Origin of the sequence: Pseudomonas sp. S07E 245 (assembly GCF_019599025.1) — a bacterium.
GTDB classification, from domain to species: Bacteria; Pseudomonadota; Gammaproteobacteria; order Pseudomonadales; family Pseudomonadaceae; genus Aquipseudomonas; species Aquipseudomonas shirazensis.
The window spans coordinates 3,580,662-3,595,814 of the sequence record NZ_CP080625.1; the positions used below are offsets into that span (position 1 = coordinate 3,580,662).

15 protein-coding genes are annotated in these 15,153 nt (G+C 63.6%); 10 read left to right on the forward strand and 5 right to left on the reverse strand.

Annotated features, from left to right (window positions below):
- Nucleotides 1–261 precede the first annotated feature (261 nt).
- Together K3F44_RS16395 and K3F44_RS16400 are read left to right on the forward strand one after the other, a co-directional pair.
- Nucleotides 262–738, forward strand: a complete 477-nt coding sequence (locus K3F44_RS16395) for an Lrp/AsnC family transcriptional regulator (protein ID WP_101322237.1) — start codon at nucleotides 262–264, stop codon at nucleotides 736–738.
- Between the two features lie 55 nt (nucleotides 739–793).
- Complete coding sequence (locus K3F44_RS16400) at nucleotides 794–997, forward strand: DUF2788 domain-containing protein (protein WP_101322238.1); 204 nt, start codon at nucleotides 794–796, stop codon at nucleotides 995–997.
- Nucleotides 998–1,015: 18 nt separating this feature from the next.
- Here K3F44_RS16400 and K3F44_RS16405 read toward each other — a convergent pair whose 3' ends face one another.
- The 4 genes from K3F44_RS16405 to K3F44_RS16420 all read right to left on the reverse strand — a co-directional run bounded on the left by K3F44_RS16405 (nucleotide 1,016) and on the right by K3F44_RS16420 (nucleotide 6,947).
- Complete coding sequence (locus K3F44_RS16405) at nucleotides 1,016–1,648, reverse strand: pseudouridine synthase (RefSeq protein WP_220632608.1); 633 nt, start codon at nucleotides 1,646–1,648, stop codon at nucleotides 1,016–1,018.
- A 6-nt stretch (nucleotides 1,649–1,654) separates the two neighbouring features.
- A complete protein-coding gene (amn, locus tag K3F44_RS16410) occupies nucleotides 1,655–3,142 on the reverse strand; it encodes an AMP nucleosidase (protein ID WP_188036719.1) in 1,488 nt (495 codons plus the stop codon).
- Between the two features lie 58 nt (nucleotides 3,143–3,200).
- Nucleotides 3,201–4,853, reverse strand: a complete 1,653-nt coding sequence (locus K3F44_RS16415) for an acyl-CoA dehydrogenase family protein (protein WP_150570964.1) — start codon at nucleotides 4,851–4,853, stop codon at nucleotides 3,201–3,203.
- 114 nt (nucleotides 4,854–4,967) lie between these two features.
- Complete coding sequence (locus K3F44_RS16420; protein ID WP_220632609.1) at nucleotides 4,968–6,947, reverse strand: hybrid sensor histidine kinase/response regulator; 1,980 nt, start codon at nucleotides 6,945–6,947, stop codon at nucleotides 4,968–4,970.
- A gap of 264 nt (nucleotides 6,948–7,211) precedes the next feature.
- On the opposite strand from K3F44_RS16420, the gene K3F44_RS16425 reads away from it, so the two are divergent.
- The 4 genes from K3F44_RS16425 (at nucleotide 7,212) to K3F44_RS16440 (ending at nucleotide 10,673) form a co-directional block, all read left to right on the forward strand.
- On the forward strand, nucleotides 7,212–8,009 hold the full coding sequence (locus tag K3F44_RS16425) for a hydroxymethylpyrimidine/phosphomethylpyrimidine kinase (RefSeq protein ID WP_150570966.1): 798 nt from the start codon (nucleotides 7,212–7,214) through the stop codon (nucleotides 8,007–8,009).
- A 21-nt stretch (nucleotides 8,010–8,030) separates the two neighbouring features.
- On the forward strand, nucleotides 8,031–8,654 hold the full coding sequence (gene thiE / locus K3F44_RS16430; protein WP_150570967.1) for a thiamine phosphate synthase: 624 nt from the start codon (nucleotides 8,031–8,033) through the stop codon (nucleotides 8,652–8,654).
- A 15-nt stretch (nucleotides 8,655–8,669) separates the two neighbouring features.
- A complete protein-coding gene (gene hemL / locus K3F44_RS16435) occupies nucleotides 8,670–9,953 on the forward strand; it encodes a glutamate-1-semialdehyde 2,1-aminomutase (protein ID WP_101322245.1) in 1,284 nt (427 codons plus the stop codon).
- Between the two features lie 162 nt (nucleotides 9,954–10,115).
- On the forward strand, nucleotides 10,116–10,673 hold the full coding sequence (locus K3F44_RS16440; protein ID WP_101322246.1) for a tetratricopeptide repeat protein: 558 nt from the start codon (nucleotides 10,116–10,118) through the stop codon (nucleotides 10,671–10,673).
- A gap of 3 nt (nucleotides 10,674–10,676) precedes the next feature.
- On the opposite strand, the gene K3F44_RS16445 is transcribed toward K3F44_RS16440, so the two are convergent.
- Nucleotides 10,677–11,003 (reverse strand): DUF1820 family protein, encoded by a 327-nt coding sequence (locus tag K3F44_RS16445; protein WP_101322247.1) that lies wholly within the window; start codon nucleotides 11,001–11,003, stop codon nucleotides 10,677–10,679.
- 208 nt (nucleotides 11,004–11,211) lie between these two features.
- Between K3F44_RS16445 and K3F44_RS16450 the strand changes: the two genes are divergently transcribed.
- Genes K3F44_RS16450 through lnt form a run of 4 tightly spaced genes read left to right on the forward strand, consistent with a single transcriptional unit; the run spans nucleotide 11,212 to nucleotide 15,056 of the window.
- Complete coding sequence (locus tag K3F44_RS16450) at nucleotides 11,212–12,204, forward strand: PhoH family protein (protein WP_101322248.1); 993 nt, start codon at nucleotides 11,212–11,214, stop codon at nucleotides 12,202–12,204.
- Complete coding sequence (gene ybeY, locus K3F44_RS16455) at nucleotides 12,197–12,685, forward strand: rRNA maturation RNase YbeY (RefSeq protein WP_101322249.1); 489 nt, start codon at nucleotides 12,197–12,199, stop codon at nucleotides 12,683–12,685. The genes K3F44_RS16450 and ybeY overlap by 8 nt, the downstream gene beginning before the upstream one ends.
- 5 nt (nucleotides 12,686–12,690) lie before the next feature.
- The gene (locus K3F44_RS16460; RefSeq protein ID WP_101322250.1) at nucleotides 12,691–13,530 is read left to right on the forward strand and encodes an HlyC/CorC family transporter; all 840 of its coding nucleotides are present in this window, start codon (nucleotides 12,691–12,693) and stop codon (nucleotides 13,528–13,530) included.
- Between the two features lie 8 nt (nucleotides 13,531–13,538).
- The gene (lnt, locus tag K3F44_RS16465; protein WP_220632610.1) at nucleotides 13,539–15,056 is read left to right on the forward strand and encodes an apolipoprotein N-acyltransferase; all 1,518 of its coding nucleotides are present in this window, start codon (nucleotides 13,539–13,541) and stop codon (nucleotides 15,054–15,056) included.
- Nucleotides 15,057–15,153: the final 97 nt, after the last annotated feature.

Below are 15,153 nucleotides of genomic sequence, written 5' to 3' on the forward strand. Positions count from 1 at the left end.
GCACTTGTGGCGCCGGCTCACCTCACCCCGTCTGGTAGACAGTGCGTAGCCCGGGGGCCGGCTGATCGTGTTGATCGCGGGCCGCGAGCGGCCTTCTGGGCCGGTCGCCGTGGACTGATGTCCGGGCAGTGATTCTGTTGATAAAGATACCGGCCAGAGCCCGGCACAGGATTGCGAAGATTGCTCAGATAAATAGCACTTGCGCAATTTTTAACCCTGGATTGATAATTCGCCGCAATCCGAACAGAAAAGGCCCCTTTCATGAGCAAGCTCGACCGCTACGACCTGAGCATCCTTGCCGAATTGCAGCGCGATGCGCGCATCTCCAACCAGGAACTGGCCGAGCGCATCGGCCTGTCGCCCTCGCCGTGCTCGCGTCGGGTCAAGCAACTGGAAGACGACGGCTACATCTCGCGCCAGGTTGCACTGCTGGACCGCAAGAAGCTCGGCTTGAGCCTGACCGCCTATGTTTTGATCGGCATGGACCGGCATACCCCTGAGCGTTTCGAGACGTTTGAAGCCGCCGTGCGCAGCCTGCCGCAGGTGCTCGAGTGCAGTCTGGTGACCGGCATGGATGCCGACTATCAACTCAAAGTGGTGGTGCCGGACATGGACCATTACCAGAAACTGCTACTGGGCAGTCTGACCCGCATCGAAGGCGTTACCAGCGTGCGTTCCAGCTTCGTGCTCAACCAGGTTCTGGCCAGCACCGAGCTGCCATTGACCCACCTGCGTTAACAGCTGAGGGGCCCGGGCGTATACTCCGCCGCTTGAGCCTGCCTGGAGCGCACAGATGGATCCTGAAAAATTCGAAGAATGGATGATGATCATCCTGGTGACCATTCTCATCGGTTTCATGGGATTCATCGTCTGGGACCTGGCGAAAAAATCCAAGGCAGGTCGCTTCGGCACGCTGATCCTGTTCTTCGTGCTCGGCCTGGGCGTGCTCGCGTTCATCATCAAGAGCGTGGTGGTGGGAATGATCGAGGGCGTCTGACGCACACGCCCTGCTCATCTACAGCTTGGGCGGTGCGTCGCGCCAGCAGCCCTGATCCAACCCGTCCAACGTCCAGTCGCCGATCTTCACCCGCACCAGACGCAAAGTCGGCAAGCCGACCGCAGCGGTCATGCGCCGCACCTGACGGTTGCGCCCTTCACGAATCACCAGCTCCAGCCAGGCCGTCGGCACGCTCTTGCGAAAGCGCACCGGCGGCTCGCGTGGCCACAACTGCGGCTCGGCCAACAGCCGCGCCTCGGCTGGCAAGGTCATGCCGTCATTGAGCTCGACGCCCTGGCGCAAGCGCTGCAACTGCTCCTCGCTGGGCTCACCTTCAACCTGGACCCAATAGGTCTTGGCCAGCTTGTGCTTGGGGTCGGCAATCCGCGCTTGCAGGCGACCGTCGTTGGTCAGCAACAGCAAGCCTTCGCTGTCGCGGTCCAGGCGCCCGGCGGGATAGATCCCGGGGATATCGATGAAATCCTTGAGGGTGGCGCGGCCGTCGCCGTCACTGAACTGGGTCAGTACGTCGAACGGCTTGTTGAACAGCACCAGGCGCGGCTCGGCCGGTGGCGCCTTGGCCGGCCGGCGGGGGCCGGCAGGCCGCGGCGCTGGGGTGCCGCGCGGCTTGGAACGGGGTGGCAGGGGCATGGATCCTCAGCGGAACGGCGGCTCATCGAAGCTGCGCAGTTTACGCGAGTGCAACGAATTGAGCTCGGTACGCAGCAGATCCAGCGCGGCGATGCCGATTTTCAAGTGCTGGCTGACCGCGCGGTTGTAGAACGCATTGGCCGAACCTGGCAGCTTGATCTCGCTGTGCAGGGGTTTGTCCGACACGCAGAGCAAGGTCCCGTAAGGCACCCGCAGGCGATAACCCTGGGCGGCGATGGTGCCGCTTTCCATGTCGACCGCCACCGCTCGCGAAAGGTTGATCAGCGGCCGTTCCTGGGCCCAGCGCAGCTCCCAGTTGCGGTCGTCGTAGGTCAGCACGGTGCCGGTGCGCAGGCGTTTTTTCAGCTCGTCGCCGCGCTCGCCGGTGACTTGCGCCGCTGCTTCCTGCAACGCCATCTGCACCTCGGCCAGGGCCGGGATAGGAATGTTCGGCGGCACCACTCGATCAAGAATGCCGTCGCGGCGCATGTAGGCGTGGGCCAGCACGTAATCGCCGATGGTCTGCGACTGACGCAGGCCGCCACAGTGGCCGATCATCAGCCAGCAATGCGGGCGCAGCACGGCCAGGTGGTCGGTGATGTTCTTGGCGTTGGACGGGCCGACGCCGATGTTGACCAGGGTCACACCGTCGCCATCGGCGGCGATCAGGTGATAGGCCGGCATCTGGAAGCGGTGCCAGACCACGCTGGCCACCAGCGCCTGGGTCTCGCCTTCGTTCAGGCCTTTATCGATGACCACGTTGCCGGGCAAGACCATGCGCACAAAGCGCGGGTCGTCACGCAGCTGCTCAAGGCCATGGGCAATGAACTGGTCAACGTAGCGGTGGTAGTTGGTCAGCAGGATCCATGGCTGCACATGGCGCCAGTCGCTACCGGTGTAGTGCACCAGGCGGCGCAGCGAGAAGTCCACGCGGGCGGCGTCGAACAGCGCCAACGGCAGATTGTCGGCATTGCTCCAGTCCCACAGGCCGTCGGCGATATCGTCGGTGGCAGCCGACAGGTCGGTGCTGGGGAACACCCGCGCCAGGGCGGCGGCGGTGATGCCGGTGCCGGCCAGTTCATCGCCCTGCTCGACCACGTACGGGTAGGGGATGTTCTGCTCGCTGACGCCTACTTCCACGGTCACCGTGTAGTCGTGCATCAGGGGCCGCAACTGGTCGAGCAGGTAACTGCGGAAGGCTTCAGGCTGGGTCACGGTGACGCTGTAGGTGCCAGCGACTTGGACCTTGCCATAGGCACGGGTGGTGGCCGCGACTTCGCCGTTGCTGTAGTAGGTCAGGCGCAAGGCTGGGTAGCGGTACAGGGCGCGCTCTTCGGCGTCCGGTTCGGTGCGGTCCTTGAGGTAACGCTTGAGGGCCTGACTGAGGGCACCGGTGGCCTGTTCATGCAGGGCCGCCAGACGGTCGACGGCCTGTTCGGGGGTATCAACGACTACAAACGCTTGGCTCACGCTGGGCTTCCTGTTTTCTGTCATGCGTGCAGCCATCTTGCCTTGCTTCGGTAGCAAATACACCCCTGCGGATGCATTAGCCTCAGCACGGCCACGGCGGCGTCGCCCGCGCGACCAGCGCCTGCACGTCGACACCGCGCGGCAAGGCGCCGTAGACCCTGCCCGAGCCGCCCAGGCGGCTGGCGATGAAGCCATCGCTGACCTGCGCATTGCCCGCTTCGAGGAGTAGTTTGGCCTGCACCGCCAGGGCAATGTCTTCGCTCAGCTGGCGGGCGCGGTACTGGATGTCACTGGTGTCGGCCAAGGCGCTCTTGAGCCTGGCAATATGCGCCGCCAGCCGCGGTTCGCCGTGGCCATCGCCCAGCTCGGCGAACAACGCGTCCTGAATACCGGGCTCCTTGCTCAGTGCACGCAGCACATCCAGACACTGCACATTGCCCGAGCCCTCCCAGGTCGAGTTGACCGGCGCCTCGCGGTACAACCGCGGCAGGATACTGTCTTCGACGTAGCCCGCGCCGCCCATGCATTCCGCCGCTTCGTTGATCATCGCCGGGGCGCGCTTGCAGATCCAGTATTTGCCTACCGCAGTCATCAGCCGGGCGAAATGCGCCTGCTGCGGATCTTCGAGCTGGTCCAATGCCTGCCCCATGCGCAGGCTCAGCGCCAGCGCGGCCTCGCTTTCCAGGGCGAGGTCGGCGAGGACGTTCTGCATCAAGGGTTGCTCGGCCAGTAGGCGCCCACTGACCTGGCGATGGGCGCAGTGGTGCGCGGCCTGGGTCAGCGCCTGGCGCATCAGCGCGCTGGAGCCGACCATGCAGTCGAAGCGAGTCATCGCCACCATTTCGATGATGGTCGGCACGCCGCGGCCCTCTTCGCCGATCATCCACGCCAGGGCGCCGCGCAATTCGATTTCGCTGGAAGCATTGGAGCAGTTGCCCAGTTTGTTTTTCAGGCGCTGGATATAGAACTGGTTGCGGCTGTCATCGGGGCGATGGCGTGGCAGCAAAAAGCAGCTCAAGCCTTTGTCGGTCTGCGCCAGGGTCAGAAACGCATCGCACATCGGCGCCGAGCAGAACCACTTGTGCCCGACCAGTTCGTACGCCTGGCCGGGGCCACCGGCGCCGACCGGATAGGCCCGCGTGGTGTTGGCGCGCACGTCGGTGCCGCCTTGCTTTTCGGTCATGGCCATGCCGAGGGTGACACCGGCCTTGTGCCGGTCGCCGACATTGCGCGGGTCGTAGTCGCGGGCCAGCAGCTTGGGCAGCCAGTACTCGGCAAGCTCCGGCTGCACGCGCAGCGCAGGCACCGCGGCAAAGGTCATGGTCAGTGGGCAGCCGGTGCCGGCTTCAGCTTGCGAGTGCAGATAGGTCAGCCCGGCGCGGGCAACATGCGCACCAGGCTGCGGCGCAGCCCAGGGCAAGGATGGCAAGCCATGCTCGACAGCAGTGCGCATCAACTGGTGATAGGCCGGATGAAATTCGACCAGGTCGATGCGATGGCCATAGCGGTCGTGGCTGTGGAACTCGGGCTTGTGCGCGTTGGCCAGAAACCCCGCCGCCATCAGCGGCCCACCGGCCAGCGCGCCATAGCTGTCCAGCTGCGCCTGCGCCCAGCCGGCGCCAAAGCGCTGTGACCATTGCTGCAACGGCAGATCGAGCCGGTACAGGTTGGCGCCATCCAATGAAGGCGGCTGGTTGCTGACCTGGTGAGTCTCGGCGTACTGGTGCAGGTTCATGGGCGCGCTCCTGGTGCCGTGCTGGCCTTGGACTGCCAGTGAAGCACCGTTGCGCGGTCAGTCAAAGTGACGAATCGGCCTATCGCGGCGGCGCTTTACGACAACGCCGTGCACTCAGAACCTGGCAACGCGGCCCGGCGGCGCCTGTACCTGGGCCGCGCTCAGGTTCAGGGTCAGCTCGAAACGGCTGCCCAGTCCGCGGGTCGACTCATGCGACAGGCTCGCTTCAAGCAAATCGCCCAACTGCCGGCAGATCGACAGGCCGATGCCCAGCCCGCCATAGCGCCGGGTCATCGAGCCATCGACCTGGAAGAAGCGCTGATAAAGCGTGGCCTGATCAAGGTCATCAAAACCAATGCCGCTGTCACTGACGATAAACGACAGCGCCAGGTTGTGCGGGCCAACCCGGCGGCCACGGACCTTGATCATCACCCCACCCTGCTCGGTGAACTTCAAGCCGTTGTCGACCAGGCAACGCAGGCAGCGCATCAGCTTTGGCGCATCGCCGACCAGCTCGTCGGGCAGGTCGGCCGGGATATCCAAACTCAGGTACAGGCCTTTGCTCAAGGCCCGCCCGGCAAAGCTGGCGCGCAGTTCCTGCAACTCGCGGCGCAGGTTGAACGGCAAGAGATGCGCACGCAGCCGGCCCGCCTGCAGTTCGCTCAGGATGAGGATGTCGTCGACCATCACCATCATGTCTTGGGCGGAGCGTGTGGCGGTGTGTTGGTACTGGCTGAGTTCGCTGTCCATCGGCAGGGTCTGCATCAACTGCAGCGAGCCGATCACGCCATTCATCGGGGTGCGCAGCTCGTGGGTCACGGTCGACAGGAACTCGTCCTTCAAACGGTTGCTGCGGGCCAGTTGCTGGTTGAGCTGCTCCAGGGTCTGGCCGGTGTCGCGCAGGGTCTGCGCCTGCTGCTCGCGCAAGCTGTTGATGCGATCGGCCAGAGCCAGCGACAGCAAGGCGACTTCCAGCGCGGAGCCGAGCTGGCTGGCGTACATGGTAATGAACACGTTGGGCAGATAGCCCAGCACCATCAAGGTATTGACCAGCCCGCCGAGCAAAAACGCCGACCAGGCGATGATGAACCAGCGCGCCACCCGCAGCCCGCGCCACCAGGCGTACAGCCCGGCGCTGAAGATACTCACGGTGAACAGCAGCGCCAGCACCGTGGCCATGCGCAGAGCCACGCCGTAGCGCAGGGTCACCGCCAGCACCATGACCAGCGCGCCGCCGAGCATCAGCACTTGCAGCAGCCGGTCGAAGCCGCGGCTGAGCAGGCCCATCTGCAGGAAGTGGCGGGCAAACTGGCAGCCGAACAAGCCGGCGGCACCGATGAACAGCGGTGTCGCCGCGTTTGCCCACCACGGGCTGTCCGGCCAGAAATACGCCACTCCGGCGCCGTTGACCGACACCTGGTACAAGCCGAACGAGGCTATATAGAGGATGTAATAGAGGTAGCTGACGTCGCGCACACTGATGTAGATGAACAGGTTGTACACCAGCATCACCAGCAACACGCCATAGATCATCCCCAGCACATACAGGCGGGTAGGCTGATCTTCCATGTAGGCATTCACCGACCATAGCGTCAGCGGCGCTTGAACCGAGCCTTCGCTCTGCAGGCGCAGATACACCGTGGTCGGCTGGCCGGGCTGAAGTGGTAGTTCGAACAGGTAGTTGTTCTGCTGGATTTGCCGGCTGGCATACGGCAGGGCATCACCGGTGCGCTGCGCCAGCTTGAAATGGCCGCGGGCGTCGGCCAGGTACAGCTCGAGGTGATCGAGCGGCGGGTAAGCGAGCTCCAGCAGCCATTGCCGGGCGGCCTGGCTGGCCGGCGCGACGTAGCGCAGATCAAGGCGCAGCCAGAACACCGAGTTGGAATAACCGGCGTTGAGCACGTCTTCTTTATGGGTGACAAAACGCTCGGCAAATTCCGCCGAGCTGACCTCGGCAATGGTCGCACTGGCCGTGCGGTCCTCATACACCTGCATGATTTTGCCTAGCGGCAGATGCCGGGTCGCGTCGTCAAAATCCACAGCTGCGGCGAGCGCGGGCAAGCAGCCCAGCAAGATGATCAGCAAATAGCGCATTACAGCCCCAGCATGGCCCTTTCGGTTGCGTCGCGTTGGCCCCCTTTCCCTTTGAGGCGACGTAATCCGGTAGAGCCCGTTATCGAATTATTTGTGCACTCTAGCATAGCCATCAGTGATGGCGATCAAGTCCGCATTATTTTGACTGAACAGCTCTAGCACGCCATTTACAGGCGAAATAACCGTCCCATCCCGAGCAACGCCCTGCACTATCGACACGCGGGGCGCTTCGCCGAAATAGGTTTGGTGGTAAGCTCGCCGACCATGAATATCTACAGCTCCCGCCCCGTTGTCCTCTGTCTCTCCGGCCACGACCCCAGTGGCGGCGCCGGCCTGCAGGCAGATATCGAAGCCCTGATCGCCCAAGGCTGTCACGCCGCGCCCGCCGTGACCGCTCTGACCGTGCAGGATACCGTCAACGTCTCCGACTTCCGCGTGCTCGACCGCGAGTGGGTGCTGGCCCAGGCCAACGCCGTACTCAACGACTCGCAGGTGGCGGCGGTGAAGCTGGGCATGCTCGGCTCGATCGAAATGGTCGACACCGTGGCCGAGCTGCTGGCAGCGCACCCGCACCTGCCGCTGGTCTGTGACCCGGTACTGCGCGCTGGCGGCGGTGGTCGGCTGGGCAAGGATGAGGTCGGCTATGCAGTGCGCGAACGGCTGTTGCCGCTGGCGACCATCGCCACGCCCAACCTGCCCGAGGCACGCATTCTCGCCGAGCTGCCCGAAGGCAGTGCCGACGAGTGCGCAGCCAAGCTGCTGCCGTTCTGCAAAAACCTGTTGATTACCGGCGGCCACGGTGACGAAGACGCCATTCATAACCGCCTGTACAGCCGCGATGGCAGCAGCCAGACCTGGCTCTGCCAGCGCTTGCCGGGCAGCTATCACGGTTCCGGTTGCACCTTGGCCAGCGCCCTGGCCGGTCGCCTGGCCCTTGGCGAAGAACTGCAAAGCGCCGTACGCAGCGCCCTCGACTACACCTGGCGGACTCTGCGCGACGCCGAACAACTGGGCCGTGGCCAATTCGTGCCGCGCCGCCTGCCGCTGGATTTCTGTTCCTGAGCTACGCACACGAGGCCTGACATGAAGCTACGCGGTCTGTACGCGATCACCGACAGCCAGCTGCTCGCTGGCCGCTTTGAATCCCATGTAGAAGCGGCGCTGGCAGGCGGTGTGCGCCTGCTGCAGTACCGCGACAAGAGCGACGATGCGGCCAAGCGCCTGCGCGAAGCCGAAGCCTTGAAGGTGCTCTGCGAGCGTTACGGCACCCAACTGATCATCAACGACGACGCCGAGCTGGCCGCGCGCCTGGGCGTCGGCGTGCACCTGGGCCAGACCGACGGCCCGCTGATGCCTGCCAGAGCCTTGCTCGGGCGCAATGCAATCATCGGCTCGACCTGTCACGCTCAACTCGAGCTGGCCGAGCAGGCCGCCCGTGAAGGCGCCAACTATGTCGCTTTCGGGCGCTTTTTCAACTCCGTGACCAAACCCGGCGCGCCGGCTGCCAGCCTGGAGTTGCTGGCCCAGGCCCGCGCCACGGTGAAACTGCCGATCGCCGTGATCGGCGGCGTCACCCTCGACAACGCCCCGGCATTGATCGACCACGGCGCCGACCTGCTGGCCGTCATTCATGGCCTGTTTGCGGCTGACGACGCCCACGAAGTCACCCGCCGGGCCCGCGCGTTCAACGCGCTGTTCGCTTCCTGAATTCGAGAGAAAACCATGTCCCGTTCCGAACTCCTTTTTGCCCAGGCCCAGAAGCACATCCCCGGTGGCGTCAACTCGCCGGTGCGTGCCTTCAAGAGCGTCGGTGGCACGCCGCTGTTCTTCAAGCACGCCCAGGGCGCCTACGTCATCGATGAAGACGACAAGCGCTACGTCGACTATGTCGGCTCGTGGGGGCCGATGATTCTCGGCCACAGCCACCCGGACGTGCTCGACTCGGTGCGCAAGCAGCTCGAACACGGCTTGTCGTACGGCGCGCCGACCGCGATGGAAACCGAGATGGCCGACCTGGTCTGCTCGCTGGTGCCGTCGATGGAGATGGTGCGTATGGTCAGCTCCGGCACCGAAGCGACCATGAGCGCCATTCGCCTGGCTCGTGGCTACACCGGCCGCGACGCTATCATCAAGTTCGAAGGCTGCTACCACGGCCACTCCGACAGCCTGCTGGTCAAGGCCGGCTCCGGCCTGCTGACCCAGGGCGTGCCGAGTTCGGCCGGGGTCCCGGCAGACTTTGCCAAGCACACCCTGACCCTGCCGTTCAACGACCTCGCCGAAGTCGAAAAGACCCTCGCCGAAGTCGGCCAGAGTGTCGCCTGTATCATCGTCGAGCCGGTTGCCGGCAACATGAACTGCGTACCGCCGGCGCCGGGCTTTCTTGAAGGCCTGCGCGAGCAGTGCGACAAGCATGGCGTGGTGTTGATCTTCGACGAAGTGATGACTGGCTTCCGGGTATCGCTGGGCGGCGCCCAGGGTCATTACGGCATCACCCCGGACCTGTCTACCTTCGGCAAGATCGTCGGTGGCGGCATGCCGGTCGGCTGCTTCGGTGGCAAGCGCGCGATCATGGAATGCATCGCCCCGCTCGGCCCGGTCTACCAGGCCGGTACCCTGTCGGGTAACCCACTGGCCATGGCCGCCGGCCTGACTACCCTCAAGCTGATCAGCCGTCCGGGCTTCCACGATGAGCTGAGCCGCTTCACCAGCAACCTGCTCGACGGCCTGCAACAGCGCGCCGATGCTGCGGGCGTGCCGTTTGTCACCACTCAAGCGGGTGGTATGTTTGGCCTGTACTTCACCGGCGCGGACGATATCGTCACCTTCGACGACGTCATGGCCAGCGACACCGAGCGCTTCAAGCGCTTCTTCCACCTGATGTTGGAAGGCGGTGTGTACCTGGCGCCAAGCGCTTATGAGGCTGGTTTCACCTCGATCGTGCATGGCGATACCGAGCTGAAAATCACTTTGGATGCGGCCGAGCGGGCGTTTGCCAAGCTGAAGTAAATCAGCGCGGCTGAGGGCCTTTTCGCGGCGGTCCGCCGCGAAAAGCCCCCCGCAGACCCACCTTCAACAGAAAATCGAGTAAAACTTTGTAAGGTTGGCGCTGCTTATCCCATAATGTGCCACCAGAGACATCGGACAGCTTGCAGAGGTAAGTCGATCCCCATGAACCGCACCGGCCGCGCCCTGACCCTGGGCTGCCTGTTGCTCCTTCAGCCCCTGCTGGCCTTGGCAGAGGGCGGTAACTCGTTGCTGATTCCAGCGACGGGCCGCTGCACTCTCAACGTTCAGCCAGAGGACCTGCAGAACGCCCTCAAGGCGTGCGAGCACACTGCCGAGTCTGGGGATGCCCAGGCGCAGTACGAGCTGGGCGAGTTCTACTACAGCGGTAACGGCGAGCAAGCCGCACGCGACCTCAACAAAGCCCTCAACTGGTTCCAGCAAGCCTCGTTGCAAGGCCATGCTCAGGCCCAGTATCGGCTTGGCTCGATGTTCTTCCATGGTGAAGGGGTCAAGGCCAACAATGTCCAGGCGTACATTCTGCTGAAGATGGCCGCGGTCAACGGTGCCGAGGATGCCCTCGACCTGGCTGACGAAGTCACCGAGCAGATGCCCCGCGACGAACTCGAGCACGCCACCCAGGTGCTCGGCCAGATCTTCCGCAAATACCTGCTCGAACTGCAGAACGCCGAGGGCCGCAGCCCTTTCGCCCCGCTGCCGTAAGGATTATTTGGTAGGTATTGGCATCGGGAACGGCATCACGTTGCCGGTGATCTTGGCTTCGCTGATCTTCGCCGTACCCAACCGCTCGACTTCATCGATGCGCACGATCGAGTGCATCGGCACGAAGCTGCGGATCACTCCCTCAAACTGGGCCTTGAGCTTTTCTTCGCTCGGATCGACCACCACTTGGGTGCGCTCGCCGAAGACGAACTCTTCGATTTCGAGAAAACCCCAGAGGTCGCTCTGGAAGATCTGCTTGGCATACATTTCAAAGACCTGCCCCTGATTGAGGAAGATCACTTTGTAGATCGCGGGTTCGCTTTTGCTCATGATCGGCGTATAGGCACACTGGTCTGAAAATGGCCCGCATCATAGCAGAGCCCGGCCCACTGCGAGGCCTCACATGGCGCCGACGGCGGGTCAATTGGTCGGCAAAAGCGCCCGCACCGACCCTTGATCGTTTCAGTGCTTTCGCCACTGTCAGACAAGGGTTATTCTTGAGTTCACCTCTATAGCCGGCGAGCGGCCTAAAACGACCTTGAACGCACCCATAGAACCCCATCGTTTCATCCTCGAACCCTTCGAGGCCCATCGTTTCGCCAACCTGTGTGGCCAGTTCGACGAGCACCTGCGGCTCATCGAGCAGCGTCTGTCCATCCAGATCCGCAACCGCGGCAACCAGTTCGAACTGGTCGGCGAACCCAAGACCACCTCCGCTGCCGAACAGCTGCTGCGCCGTCTCTATCGTGAGACCAAGGCCACCGAGCTGTCGCCGGAAACGGTCCACCTGTATCTGCAGGAGTCGGCGGTCGAACACATCGCCAACCCGGCGGTCAACGAGGTCAGCGTTTCGCTGCGCACGCGCAAGGGCAAGATCACCCCGCGCGGTGCCAACCAGCAACGCTACGTCAAAGAGATCCTCGCCAACGACATCAACTTCGGTGTTGGCCCGGCCGGTACCGGCAAGACCTACCTGGCCGTAGCCTGCGCAGTCGATGCGCTGGAGCGCGAACAGGTGCGGCGCATCCTGCTGGTGCGTCCGGCGGTCGAAGCGGGCGAAAAGCTCGGTTTCCTGCCCGGCGACCTGTCGCAGAAGATCGACCCGTACCTGCGTCCGCTGTACGACGCTCTCTACGAAATGCTCGGTTTCGAGCATGTGGCCAAGCTGATCGAGCGTCAGGTCATCGAGATCGCGCCGCTGGCGTACATGCGCGGTCGCACCTTGAACAACAGCTTCATCATCCTCGACGAAAGCCAGAACACCACGCTCGAGCAGATGAAGATGTTCCTCACCCGGATCGGCTTCGGCTCGACCGCGGTGATCACCGGTGACATCACCCAGGTCGACCTGCCACGCGGCACCAAGTCGGGCCTGACCCATGTCATCGATGTGCTCAAGGACGTGCAGGGCATCAGCTTTACCCACTTCCAGTCCAAGGACGTCGTGCGTCATCCATTGGTGCAGCGCATCGTCGAGGCCTACGACCGTTTCGAGAGCCGCCAGGCCGAGGCACCCGCACGCGATGCTTGAACTCGACCTGCAACGGGCTACCGATGCGGCCAGCCCTGATGACGCCGACTTCCGCCGCTGGTGTGAGCTGGCCTTGCGCCAGCGCACTGCCGATTCGGAAATGACCATTCGCCTGGTCGATGAAAGCGAAGGCCGTGAGCTCAATCACACCTACCGTCATAAAGATTACGCAACCAATGTGTTGTCATTTCCTGCCGACGTCCCCGACGAACTGCTCGATATTCCGCTGCTGGGCGATCTGGTGATCTGCGTGGCCGTGGTCGAGCGCGAAGCGGCCGAACAGGGCAAGGCACTTGAAGCACACTGGGCACACCTGGTTATCCATGGTTGCCTGCATCTGCTTGGCTACGATCACATCGATGATGACGAAGCCGAAGAGATGGAAGCACTGGAACGAACATTGCTGGCAGAACTGGGTCACCCTGACCCGTATGCCGACGACCACCTCCCTACTACCGACATCAGCAAGGAACACGAGTAACCGCCATGAGCGAAGACCGATCGAGCAACGGGCAAAAGTCCTGGCTGGGCAAACTGACCCAGGCTTTTGCCCATGAGCCGAAAAACCGCCAGGAGCTCCTCGAGCTGCTGCGCGAAGCCCATCAGAACAAGCTGCTCGACAGCGAAGCGCTGACCATCGTCGAAGGTGCAATTCAGGTCGCCGACCTGCAGGTACGCGACATCATGGTGCCGCGCTCGCAGATGATCAGCATCAAGGCCAGCCAGACCCCGCGCGAGTTTCTGCCGTCGGTGATCGATGCCGCGCACTCGCGTTATCCGGTGGTCGGCGAAAGCCATGACGATGTGCTCGGGATCCTCCTGGCCAAGGATCTGCTGCCGCTGATCCTTCAGGAGAACGGCGACAGCTTCAACATCAAGGACCTGCTGCGCCCGGCCACTTTCGTGCCGGAGTCCAAGCGCCTGAATGTGCTGCTGCGCGAGTTTCGCGCCAACCACAACCACATGGCCGTGGTGATCGACGAATACGGCGGCGTCGCCGGCCTGGTCACCATCGAAGACGTGCTTGAGCAGATCGTCGGCGACATCGAAGACGAACACGATGTCGAAGAAGACAGCTACATCAAGCCGCTGCCAAGTGGCGACTTCCTGGTCAAGGCGCTGACGCCGATCGAGAACTTCAACGAGTTCTTCGACAGCGAGTTCTCCGATGACGAGTTCGACACCGTCGGCGGCCTGGTGATGAGTGCCTTCGGTCACCTGCCCAAGCGCAACGAAACCACCGAAATCGGCGCGTATCGCTTCCGCGTGCTCAACGCCGACAGCCGCCGCGTGCACTTGCTGCGCCTGACCCCGATTAGCCGTTAAGGAACACCATGCGTTGGATCACCCGCCCCGGCTGGCCCGGTAACCTGCTGGCCATGGCGGCCGGCGCGTCTACCCTGCTGGCCCTGTCGCCGTTCGACCTGTGGCCGCTGGCCCTGCTTGCCGTCGGCCTGTTCTACGCTGGCCTGCGCGAGCTGAGCCCACGCCAGGCCATGGGTCGCGGCTGGTGCTTCGGCTTCGGTCTGTACGGCGCCGGCACCAGCTGGATCTACATCAGCATGACCACCTACGGCGGCGCCTCGCCGTTGTTGGCGGTACTGCTGCTGGTGGCATTCTTTGCCGCCATTGCCTGGTTCTTTGCCCTGCCCGCCTGGCTCTGGGCGCGCTGGCTGCGCCGGAACGAAGCGCCGCTAGCCGACGCCTTGTGCTTTGCCGCGCTGTGGCTGCTGCAAGAGGCCTTCCGCGGCTGGTTCCTGACCGGCTTCCCGTGGCTGTACTCCGGTTACAGCCAGCTGCATGGCCCGCTAGCCGGCCTCGCGCCGCTCGGCGGGGTGTGGCTGATCTCGTTCGCCCTGGCCCTCAGCGCTGCATTGCTGTGCAACCTGCACCGACTGCGCGCACGCCCGGCATTCATGGCAGTTGGCGCACTGTTGCTGGTGGCGCCATGGGGACTCGGCATGGCCCTCAAGGACCACGCCTGGACGCGCCCTGCCGGCGAGCCGCTGAGCGTCGCCGCCGTGCAAGGCAATGTCGAGCAGGACCTGAAGTGGGACCCGGCGCACATCGACGCGCAACTGGCGCTGTACCGCGACATGAGCTTTACCTCCAAGCGAGTGGATCTGCTGGTCTGGCCCGAGACGGCCGTGCCGGTCCTCAAGGATCAGGCCCAGGGCTACATCGACGTGATGGGACGCTTTGCCGCCGAGCGCAACTCGGCCTTGATTACCGGGGTACCGGTGCGCGAAGTGGTGCATCAGCAACGGCGCTACTTCAACGGCATCACCGTGACCGGTGAAGGCGATGGCACCTACCTCAAGCAGAAGCTGGTGCCGTTTGGCGAGTACGTGCCGCTGCAGGACATGCTGCGCGGGGCGATCGAGTTCTTCAACCTGCCGATGTCGGACTTCGCCCGCGGCCCGGATGACCAGCCGCTGCTGCAGGCCAAGGGTTATCAGATCGCCCCGTACATCTGCTACGAAGTGGTCTACCCCGAGTTTGCCGCCAGCCTGGCGGCGCGCAGCGATCTGCTCCTGACCATCAGCAACGACACCTGGTTCGGCACCTCGATCGGCCCGCTGCAGCACCTGCAGATGGCGCAGATGCGTGCGCTTGAAGCGGGGCGCTGGATGATCCGTGCGACCAACAATGGCGTTACCGCGCTGATCGACCCGTTTGGCCGCATCACCACGCAGATCCCGCAGTTCCAGCAGGCGATCCTGTATGGCGAAGTGGTGCCGATGCAGCAACTGACGCCCTACCTGCAATGGCGCTCGTGGCCGCTGGCGATTGTTTGTCTGTTGCTGATGGGCTGGGCGTTGGCCGCCAGGCGCATAGCCAAAACCGTGTGAGCAAACCGCGCAACACCTGCCGGCGCGGTCCCCTGTAGGAGCGGCCTTGTGTCGCGAAAGGGCTGCGTAGCGGCCCCAGGTTTCAGCTTCGCCGCCG

Excerpts from the sequence above, each read along its gene's own strand:
- hemL (WP_101322245.1), top strand. The coding sequence starts at position 8,670 with ATGTCCCGTTCCGAACTCCTTTTTGCCCAGGCCCAGAAGCACATCCCC.
- K3F44_RS16420 (WP_220632609.1), bottom strand. The coding sequence starts at position 6,947 with ATGCGCTATTTGCTGATCATCTTGCTGGGCTGCTTGCCCGCGCTCGCC.
- K3F44_RS16440 (WP_101322246.1), top strand. The coding sequence starts at position 10,116 with ATGAACCGCACCGGCCGCGCCCTGACCCTGGGCTGCCTGTTGCTCCTT.
- K3F44_RS16445 (WP_101322247.1), bottom strand. The coding sequence starts at position 11,003 with ATGAGCAAAAGCGAACCCGCGATCTACAAAGTGATCTTCCTCAATCAG.
- K3F44_RS16425 (WP_150570966.1), top strand. The coding sequence starts at position 7,212 with ATGAATATCTACAGCTCCCGCCCCGTTGTCCTCTGTCTCTCCGGCCAC.
- thiE (WP_150570967.1), top strand. The coding sequence starts at position 8,031 with ATGAAGCTACGCGGTCTGTACGCGATCACCGACAGCCAGCTGCTCGCT.
- K3F44_RS16400 (WP_101322238.1), top strand. The coding sequence starts at position 794 with ATGGATCCTGAAAAATTCGAAGAATGGATGATGATCATCCTGGTGACC.
- K3F44_RS16395 (WP_101322237.1), top strand. The coding sequence starts at position 262 with ATGAGCAAGCTCGACCGCTACGACCTGAGCATCCTTGCCGAATTGCAG.
- amn (WP_188036719.1), bottom strand. The coding sequence starts at position 3,142 with ATGACAGAAAACAGGAAGCCCAGCGTGAGCCAAGCGTTTGTAGTCGTT.
- ybeY (WP_101322249.1), top strand. The coding sequence starts at position 12,197 with ATGCTTGAACTCGACCTGCAACGGGCTACCGATGCGGCCAGCCCTGAT.
- K3F44_RS16460 (WP_101322250.1), top strand. The coding sequence starts at position 12,691 with ATGAGCGAAGACCGATCGAGCAACGGGCAAAAGTCCTGGCTGGGCAAA.
- lnt (WP_220632610.1), top strand. The coding sequence starts at position 13,539 with ATGCGTTGGATCACCCGCCCCGGCTGGCCCGGTAACCTGCTGGCCATG.
- K3F44_RS16415 (WP_150570964.1), bottom strand. The coding sequence starts at position 4,853 with ATGAACCTGCACCAGTACGCCGAGACTCACCAGGTCAGCAACCAGCCG.
- K3F44_RS16405 (WP_220632608.1), bottom strand. The coding sequence starts at position 1,648 with ATGCCCCTGCCACCCCGTTCCAAGCCGCGCGGCACCCCAGCGCCGCGG.